General features: G+C 65.5%; 9 protein-coding genes. 2 read left to right on the plus strand and 7 right to left on the minus strand.

Features of this window, described 5'->3' with window-relative positions:
• Positions 1–132 precede the first annotated feature (132 nt).
• A complete protein-coding gene (locus AB0J29_RS08970; protein ID WP_364781624.1) occupies positions 133–789 on the minus strand; it encodes a hypothetical protein in 657 nt (218 codons plus the stop codon).
• A gap of 42 nt (positions 790–831) precedes the next feature.
• A complete protein-coding gene (gene hisS / locus AB0J29_RS08975) occupies positions 832–2,109 on the minus strand; it encodes a histidine--tRNA ligase (RefSeq protein ID WP_364781627.1) in 1,278 nt (425 codons plus the stop codon).
• Positions 2,110–2,268: 159 nt separating this feature from the next.
• On the opposite strand from hisS, the gene AB0J29_RS08980 reads away from it, so the two are divergent.
• Both AB0J29_RS08980 and AB0J29_RS08985 read left to right on the plus strand, forming a co-directional pair.
• Positions 2,269–3,084 (plus strand): peptidylprolyl isomerase, encoded by an 816-nt coding sequence (locus AB0J29_RS08980; RefSeq protein ID WP_364781630.1) that lies wholly within the window; start codon positions 2,269–2,271, stop codon positions 3,082–3,084.
• A 456-nt stretch (positions 3,085–3,540) separates the two neighbouring features.
• Complete coding sequence (locus AB0J29_RS08985; RefSeq protein WP_364781633.1) at positions 3,541–4,095, plus strand: hypothetical protein; 555 nt, start codon at positions 3,541–3,543, stop codon at positions 4,093–4,095.
• A gap of 67 nt (positions 4,096–4,162) precedes the next feature.
• Here the strand turns inward: AB0J29_RS08985 and AB0J29_RS08990 are convergent, their stop codons facing one another.
• The 5 genes from AB0J29_RS08990 to AB0J29_RS09010 all read right to left on the minus strand — a co-directional run.
• Positions 4,163–4,549, minus strand: a complete 387-nt coding sequence (locus AB0J29_RS08990; protein WP_364781636.1) for a DUF4913 domain-containing protein — start codon at positions 4,547–4,549, stop codon at positions 4,163–4,165.
• Entirely contained in the window at positions 4,546–6,369 is a 1,824-nt protein-coding gene (locus AB0J29_RS08995) for a TraM recognition domain-containing protein (protein WP_364781639.1), read from the minus strand. Before AB0J29_RS08995 ends, AB0J29_RS08990 begins: the two co-directional genes overlap by 4 nt.
• A gap of 47 nt (positions 6,370–6,416) precedes the next feature.
• The gene (locus AB0J29_RS09000) at positions 6,417–6,941 is read right to left on the minus strand and encodes a hypothetical protein (protein ID WP_364781642.1); all 525 of its coding nucleotides are present in this window, start codon (positions 6,939–6,941) and stop codon (positions 6,417–6,419) included.
• A 116-nt stretch (positions 6,942–7,057) separates the two neighbouring features.
• Positions 7,058–8,740 (minus strand): peptidoglycan DD-metalloendopeptidase family protein, encoded by a 1,683-nt coding sequence (locus AB0J29_RS09005; RefSeq protein WP_364781645.1) that lies wholly within the window; start codon positions 8,738–8,740, stop codon positions 7,058–7,060.
• A 46-nt stretch (positions 8,741–8,786) separates the two neighbouring features.
• Positions 8,787–9,009 (minus strand): hypothetical protein (locus AB0J29_RS09010; RefSeq protein WP_364781648.1); only part of this gene is annotated, 223 nt, incomplete at its 5' end.

Genomic DNA, 9,009 nt, shown 5'->3' on the forward strand with positions numbered 1-9,009 from the left:
TTCCATAGCGGCACCCATAGCGGGTGCGAATCCCGACAGAGAGTCCGTCTGTTCAGCGCAGCACGCAACCGTGCGTCGAATGCAATCGCGTAGGACAGGCCGATTCGCGTGTCGCGCAACTCGACTCGTGTCTCAGCACAGCCCGGCGATCTCTTGATCGGTCAAGACGATCGGCGAAACGTAATCCTTCGCCCTCGCCAGCCGAACAGCACGGTACAGCGGCCGCTCTTCCAGCCCGGCATCCCGTGCCTCGGCCCGCAGCTGATGGACGAGCATGGTCGAAACCGCGACGGCCGCAGCGAGTTCGCTCGCGGCCAGGGCGTCGGCCAGCTTGCGGAGGCCGAGCAGGTGGAGTTCGCGACCGCTGCCGGCGTCGGTATACATCGCGAGCGGGACGACCTGGGAATCGGCGCCCGCGGTCACCCGCAGGACGATCCGGCTCAAACGGGCCGGAAAAACGAGGATTTCGACACCGTTGGCCGCGGCGATATCGACCTGACGCTCACCGATCACCCGCCGCGCGTGAATCGTGGTACCGGCCAACCACATCCGCCGTCGGCGCAACGCGATGGCGTAGGCGACGGTGGGTGCACCGACGACGAGACCGATCGAGATCGCGACCTGCCACGGCACCAGCAGCGCCGCGAGTAATGCCGCGCCGATGCCCACCCCCACCGCGGCGAGGGCGAGTCGTCGCAGCATGGGTGCGTAGGTTTCGGGCGCGACGAGATCGAGCCCGACCGTCGGAACCGGATGGGCTGCGCTGGGATTGGTGGGTTCTACAGGCACGGCTGCCCATTCGTCGCGATGCGGGTGTACCCCGGCACCGTACTACCCGCCCGGACGCAACGCGGCGACGACGGCGGCAACCGTCTCGTCCAGTGGGATCTGCCGCTGTTCACCGGTGGCCATATCCTTCAGGCCGATGGTGTTCTCGGCCAGGTCACGATCACCGAGGACCAGGGTGAATTCGGCACCGGACTTATCCGCGGCCTTCAGCGACCCTTTGACGCCGCGACCACCATAGGCCAGATCGACCCGGATACCCGCCGCCCGCAACTGCGCCGCGAGCACGACCAACCGCTGCTTGGCCGCATCACCGAGTGACACGCCGTAGACCTCACACCGCGCCGGATCGCCCGCCGACTTGCCCTCGGCCTCCAGCGCCAGGATGGTGCGGTCAACACCGAGCCCGAATCCGATGCCGGACAACGGTTGTCCGCCCAATTCGGCCATCAGCCCGTCGTAGCGTCCGCCGCCGCCGATACCCGACTGCGCCCCGAGCCCGTCGTGTACGAATTCGAAGGTCGTCTTCGTGTAGTAGTCCAGGCCACGCACCATCCGCGGGTTCACGACGTAGGGCACGCCGAGCGCGTCGAGATACCCGAGCACCTGCTCGAAGTGCGTCTTCGCCGACTCCGACAGGTGATCGATCATCAACGGTGCATTCGCGGTCATCTCGCGCACCTCGGGTCGCTTGTCGTCGAGCACCCGCAACGGATTCAGCTGCGCGCGCCGCTTGGTCTCCTCGTCCAGCGGCAGCCCGAACAGGAACTCCTGCAGCAATTCGCGATATTGCGGACGACAGGTCTCGTCACCGAGGGAGGTGATCTCCAGCCGGAAACCATCGAGCCCGACTCCGCGATATCCGGCGTCGGCGATCGCGATCACCTCGGCATCCAGTGCCGGATCATCGATACCGATCGCCTCGACACCGACCTGCTGCAACTGCCGGTACCGACCGGCCTGCGGACGCTCATAACGGAAGAACGGCCCCGAATAGAGCAGCTTCACCGGCAATTGCCCCCGGTCGAGCCCGTGTTCGATGACCGCACGCATAACACCCGCGGTACCCTCCGGCCGCAGCGTGACACTGCGCTCGCCGCGGTCGGCGAAGGTGTACATCTCCTTGGTCACCACATCGGTGGATTCACCGACGCCCCGCGCGAACAAGGCGGTGTCCTCGAATATCGGCAGCTCCACATGCCCGTACCCGGCCAAGCGAGCGGCACGGATCAATCCGTCACGCACCGCGACGAACTCGGCCGAACCGGGTGGTACGTAATCCGGAACCCCCTTCGGGGCGGAGAAGCTGCTGGTCTTGGTCACGATGGTCCAGTTTCCACCACTACGGCCCGTCAAGTCCAACCGGTTTGCCGCCAGCCGTTTGTACAGCGTCACGACTGGTCGAAATGGCCTGCTGAGCAGTCTCAGGAATAGATGGCACAATCCTGTGCCGTACGTAACGGATACGGGAGGAACGTGGTAGTGCCGAGCAACGAACAGCGACGGGCCGCGGCGAAACGCAAGCTGGAACGCCAGCTGGCCAACCGAGCCGACCGGGCCCGCAAGCGGAAGCGACTCACGATCGCCGGATCTGCGCTCGGCGTGGTGATCGTGGCGGCGGCCGCCGTCGGCGTCTACTTCCTGACCAAGAGTGATGAGAAGCCGGCAGCCATCAGCTGCGACTACCGCGACAGTCAGAAGCCCGCCGACAAGCAGGTGAAGAAGCCGCGCACCAGCGGCATCGAGAACACCGGCGACAATGCGAGTCTCAGCGTCAGCATGGAGACCACCCAGGGCCCCATCGGCCTGACCCTGGACAACGCCAAGGCGCCGTGCACCGTGAACAGCTTCGCCAGCCTCGCCGGTCAGGGCTACTTCGACAACACCACCTGCCACCGCATGACCGCGGACGAGGGCCTGAAGGTATTGCAGTGCGGTGACCCGACCGGCACCGGCACCGGGGGTCCCGGCTATCAGTTCGACAACGAGTACCCGACCAACCGCTACAACCCCGCCGACCCCGCACTGCAGAAGCCCATGGACTACAAGCGCGGCACGCTCGCCATGGCCAACGCGGGACCGGATCCCGTCGACGGTGGTGGCACCAACGGCAGTCAGTTCTTCATCGTCTACGGCGATTCGCAACTGCCGCCGAACTACACCATCTTCGGCACCGTCGATCCGGACAGCATGGGCACGCTGGACAAGATCGCCGCGGGCGGTCAGGACAACTCCAACGGCCAAGGCGACGGCAAGCCCAATCTCCCGGTGACCATCCAGTCGGTCCGCATCGACTGAGCCGACCCTTTCGAGCGACCTGCAAGCAATCGCCACGACACGCCCGATCCGGATGCTCGCTTCGTTCGGGCCCACCGCACAGTGGGTGGTGCGCCCGAACTGCATCCGCGAACAAGCCAGGGTAGGCGACCCTCATCATTCGGTAAGGGTGCGCTATGACCGGAGATCCTCCGAAGCATTCCCCTACCCGCCGAAATTGTGCGTTATATGCTCTCGAGCGGCACGCCCGCACGGTTGTTGCCGAGCTTCTCAGGTAATCTCGAATGAAGGAGAACGCGTAGCGTAGTCATCCTCTGGCTGGACCATCCCCAAACCAGGAATGCGACGCGACGAGTCCTCTGGGTGTCCACGTTTGCAGGCGGGGCACCGGCGCGGCGGACTACAGTTCGACGTGGCGGCGTCCGTGACGAAGCACCACAACATCCATAGTGATCACTGCAGCATCGGGGAGCAGCCATGTCCGAGGAATTGGACGACATCGGCCGGGAAACCGCGGCCATGATGAAGACTATGTTGCAGCTTGCGACTCTGGTCGCACTGCGGACCCGGGAGCGTGGTCAGAAGGAAGCCGAAGCCCGCGTCAAGGTCACCGAGGCCCGCATCAAAGAGGCACGGGAACTTCAGATCCGCGAGGCCCGTGACGCCAAGGCGAAGGACCCACGCAATCTCGAACTTGCCCGGATGGTCGAGAAATCGGTTCCGGCCAATGGGATTTCACTGGAGAAGGATCGATTCTCCGCGCAGGCCGAGGCCAGCCGAATGGCAGCGGCGACCTCCGCTCAGTCCAAACCGCTCATCCGCTACGACTCCCAGGAGCGTAGGCATGCGATCGCGACGCATCTCGCCCGGATCGGCATCGCACCGGAACTGGCGGCGGTGCGGATGCTCATCGAAGTAGGCCAGGGGCAACCGCCGGAAGAAGCGGTACGCATTCGCGACGAAGCCGCCCGCGCAGCCTCCGCACGAGGTCGGGAACAGGAAGCACGCGGTTTGGAACGCGTCCGGCAGTAGCTGGATCCAGAGTCGTAAACCGAAAACGCCCGCTGAAGCAGCGGGCGTTTCGACGTTTTCGGGCTCCTCAGATGCGGAAGTCACCGACGGTCGGATCGCCGAAGAGCCCCTGGGTGGGGGACTTCAGCGGCAGCGGGCTCAGCATGTCCTTGTGCCCGTTGCGGACACTGCAGTACTTGAACGGTCCGCGAGGATCGAAGAGTTTGGTCATATGCGGATCCGCGTGATCGAGGAACCAGACGCTCAATCCGGTGCTCGGCTCGAGTCGGTAGTGCTCCCATGCGCGCCAGAGCGCATCGAGTCGTGCCACCGCCTCGGCATGTTTCCACCACTCCGGGCACCATACCGTTTCACTGATATCGGTGACCTGACGCCGGTACACCACACTGAGGTAGTTCTCGACGAACTCCACCACATTGGTGTAGATCAGTGGCTCTTGCTGCTGTTCGGTCACAGCGGCCGGACCTCCTCGATTTGACCGTATTCGGGTGGCGGAGCAGCCTTGGTCAGGTTAGGCGAGCCGAACAGGTCGGCAATCTCGGTCTTACGCCCCGGAAGATGGTGCGAGATCGACTTCTTCACGTCGTCAGCGTAGTCGCCCTCCCACCAGGGCACGGTACGCACGAGCACCGCGGGCTGGCCGGAGGTGAAGACGATCGCGCGGCCCTGTGGCAGTGTCGCCAGCGCGTTCACGGTGAACGTTTTGGACGAGCCGAGCGAGCGCGAATAACTCTTGCCGCCTTTGGATTCCGAGACCGACGACGAAATCGAGTCGTATTCGCCGATCGCCTCGGAGCGGTCGCGCAGGAAGTTCATATCGTCGACGCCCGGACCGAGCACCTTGATATTGGCCGCCGACCACAGCGCCAGCATGCCGTCATCACCCCAGCAGCGTGCACCCTGGGCCCAGGACTGCAGCACCGTCATCACCACGATGCCGCGCGAACCGAAGTGACTGTACTGCTTGGGCAAATCCTTCCAGCGCACCACATTCGCCGCCTCGTCCAGGACCGCGAGCATCGGGATCGGCAGTCGTCCGCCCGGCGAATGCGTGGCCTTGCGCATGGCCACATCGACCACAGCCTCGGTGAGGGCACTGACCAGCGGCGCCGCCGAACCGCGGCCCTCCAGCGAGAGGCTGTAGAGAGTGCCGTTGTTGTCGATGAATTCGAGTTCGTCGAATTGCATGCGGTTCTCGCCCGGCAGGATCCACGGGTGCACATTCGACAACTGCAGGCAGCGGATCATTTTCTTCGCGGTGCCGAAAATGCCGCTCTTGGTGCGCGGATCGGCGTTGTACTGCATCGCGAGGCCCGAGGCGGTGTAGTGCTTGCTCGCATTGCGCAACAACTCGATGGGCTCGGAGTCGTTGGGGTTGGTCACCCATTCCCAGACCTGGACGATCGGTCGACCACCGAGGGCCGCGGCGAGGAACAGCCCCGCGAGGAGGTCCTCGGCTTCGGGATCGAAGAACATATCGCTCTTGGCATCCGAACCGTTGTCGGCGTCGGCGAAGTGTCCGGCCAGCCGCGCGGCCCGCATCTCCGCACCGTCGTGGTGGGCGTCCACCCAAGCCAGTGGATCCCAGAACCAGGTGGGCTCCTCCCCCGCGACACCCTGCGGATCGAAGACGAAGGTGCGACTTCCCTTGGCCTCGCGCACATCTCGAGTCGCATCGACCACATCACGCTTATTCGAGGTGGACAGCACCGGGCCGATCGCGGTCAGGATGGCTGGGATCACTCGGGAGGTCGATTTGCCCTGTCGTGGACCCCAGATGTCCAGGTGCAGATCCTCATAGGAGCCGTAAAGCATCACTCCGTCGGCGACGCCGATGCCGATCGGCACACCCGGACTGTCATTGTAGCCGAGCCGGACGCCGAGCATTTCGGCCTTCGACCGCACCCCGGCCTCGGTCAGCGATTTGATGGCGCCACCGCTACCCATCACATCGGCCTTGTCGTCCACGGCAAGTCGCCCGACGGACCGGCGCGCGGCGAGCCGCTTGCGCACCACCACATAGGCCACAATCGCCGCGATCACCAGCAGCACGATCACCGTGGAAGCGCGCGGCCAGTGCAATTTGCCCTTGACCAGATCGGCGACGATCGCGATCGGGTTGATCGGAATGTCCTGCGGGGTGACAGCCATCGCGTTGCCGATATGCAGGGCGATCCACAGGGTTCCGAGAGTCGCGAAACCGGCATAGATCATATAGAGGGTGATATCGGGTCCGACCACGGCCGGATCCTGCACCTTCTTCTTTTTCGCCATGTCTGCCTCCTGTTAGGACCTAGCTATGCGGTTGTCGCTGGTGGGGTTCAGCGGAACGCATCGAGCCGCCAACCTTCCGATGTGCGCACCACAGTCGCGATGACCGTCGCGGGCGGCAGGGATTCCTTGCGCCCGTTCGGGTAGACGACCGTTTGCTCGATCCCGATCTTGAACTGCTGGACATTCGGATCGGCGCTCGCGGGCGGGCGCTCCCCCGAAGCGAAGGCGAAAGCCTCGATATGTGCCTGCGCCTTGGCCCAGTCCGCCCACTGCAGTGTCGCTTTCGGTGTCTCGATCCCGGTCGGCGTGCTGTCCAGCATGCGGATCAGGCTGGGGCCCAGCCATTTCCGCGCACGCGACAGTGAGGCACCCGGAGCCTCGGTGGCGGGCTGCCAGGAGTAGATCTCCTTCAGCGCGGCCACCGCGACGCCGTCGGGCGTCACCGGATCGGGTGCGGGCACACCCTCCAGCAATCGGGTCGTGGACGTGGACGGCTGCGGCGCACCGGAACCCGACTCCCGATTCGAGCTGGCACACCCCGCACCCAACATCGCAACGCTCACCACCAGCATCACCACCAGGTTCGCGCGTGCATTGTTAGTTAAGGCTAGCTGCCGGGACCGGCACTTGTGTGGTCCAATCGCCGGACCTGTTGTGGCGTATTCGCCTGCCGCGGTATCGGTTGTCGTCACAGCACCCTCCGCCCGCGGCCGTCACCTGGAACAGCGACCTGGGTCACGCCACTGGATTGCCCGTATGCGGCGGGCATGGATTGGATCATTCGGCCGTTGCCGGCATAGATGCCGACCATGGCTGGGCCGCGTGGGCCGAATGAGCTGAACACCAGATCACCGGGTTGCAGCTTGCTCAGCGGGACTTCGACGCCCGCCTCCCACTGCTGTTCAGCGGTGCGTGGCAGTGTCACCGTCCCCGACGACGCCGCGAACACCGCCGCCGACGTGAGGCCGGGACCGTCCATACCGCCGCCGCTCGGGCCCTGCGGGCCGCCGCCACCCCAGACATACGGGGTGCCGAGCCATTGCTGAGCCGCCTGGACGACCTGAACACCGCCCGCACCCTCCTGCGGGGTGAAGCGGCCATTGGAACCCTGCGCACGGTATTGCGGTTCCATCGCAAGGATATTCGCGACGTACGGCTGGGTTTCGGCATAGTGCGCGGCCACCTGGTTCGGCATACCGCCGGAGGCGAGTACCGCGCCCTCACCGGCGTTGTAGGCGGCCAGGGTCAGCGCGACGACATCGCCCTGCACGCGCCCCTCGGACTCCCACGCCATGATCTTGTGCGCGAGCGCACACATATAGCGACCCTGACCGATGATCGCGTCGCCGTCGTCCCATACGCTCGCGACGCCATTGCCGTCGGCATCGATGACGTAGGGCCGACCGTCATCGGGATTGATACTGGCCGCGGTACCGGGCAGGAACTGTGCCAGACCCTGCGCACCGGCGGGCGAGGCGGCTCCGCGCCGGAATCCGGACTCCTGCCTACCCTGTGCGGCCAGCAGCGACGGGGTGATCTGCGTACAGATGGAACCCGCTCGGCGGTACCAGATTTCGAGTTCTTGCGGCACCTTACCCGCGGCCAGCGCACCGCCCGCGGTGCCGAAGCCGCGATTGCAGCGCGGATCGGTCGAGAAGGCCTGCGCACCACCGACATCCGGGGTCGGCGCGCCGCCGAGCCAGGGCATCGGGTCGATTTGCCGACCGCCGGTGAAGCGTCCGCCGGGAACGATTTCGAAATGCAGGTGCGGGCCACTGGATTCGCCCGCCGAGCCGACCTGCGCGATGGGCTGCCCGGCGACGACGGTATCGCCGACGCGCACATGCACGCCGCTGTCCCACATATGGCCGTACACCGCTGAATAGGCACGGCCGTTGGTATCGACGGAATCGACGACGACCCAGTTGCCGAAACCGGAAGCGGGACCAGCGGCCACGACCCGTCCGTCGGAGACCGAGTAGATGGTGGTGCCGTCGGATGCGGCGAAGTCGATGCCCTTATGCGTGCCGCCGCGCGCGCCGAATACATCCGACACAGTGAAGGTACCAGCGGCCAGCGGCAGCGTCCGGCGGATCGGGCCGACGCCCGCGGCCAGCGACGGCGCACCGGTGGCGGTCGAATGAGCTTGGGTGGCAGTCGGATTGCCGGTCGTATTCGCGGGCGTCGGCGTACCGGTGACCCGTGAACCACCGGACGCATAACCGCCGAGTGGCGCCAGCACACTCGACGATACGAGCACCGAGGTGCCCTCGCAGGCGTCGTCCACGGTAGGCATCACAATGACGACCACCAGGGTCATCAGCCCGAGCACGCTCGCCAGCGCCAGGTAGAGGATGGTCCGCCCGGTCACCGGATCCCCGGCAACGCCGAACAACCGCGGGGCGAACCCAGGAGGTTCACGACTCCGCCTCGCTGACGCTCGGCTCCGTCGTGCCCCTCAGCGGGCTGTGTCCATCGTTCACTCGCCGACGCTCGCTCACCGACTCCGCCTCGCTGACGCTCAACTCCGCCATCCCCCTCAGCAGGCTGTGTCCATCGTTCACTCGCCGACGCTCGCTCACCGACTCCGCCTCGCTGACGCTCAACTCCGCCATCCCCCTCAGCAGGCTGTGTCCATCG

Origin of the sequence: Nocardia sp. NPDC049707, from assembly GCF_040674855.1 — a bacterium.
GTDB lineage: Bacteria > Actinomycetota > Actinomycetes > Mycobacteriales > Mycobacteriaceae > Nocardia.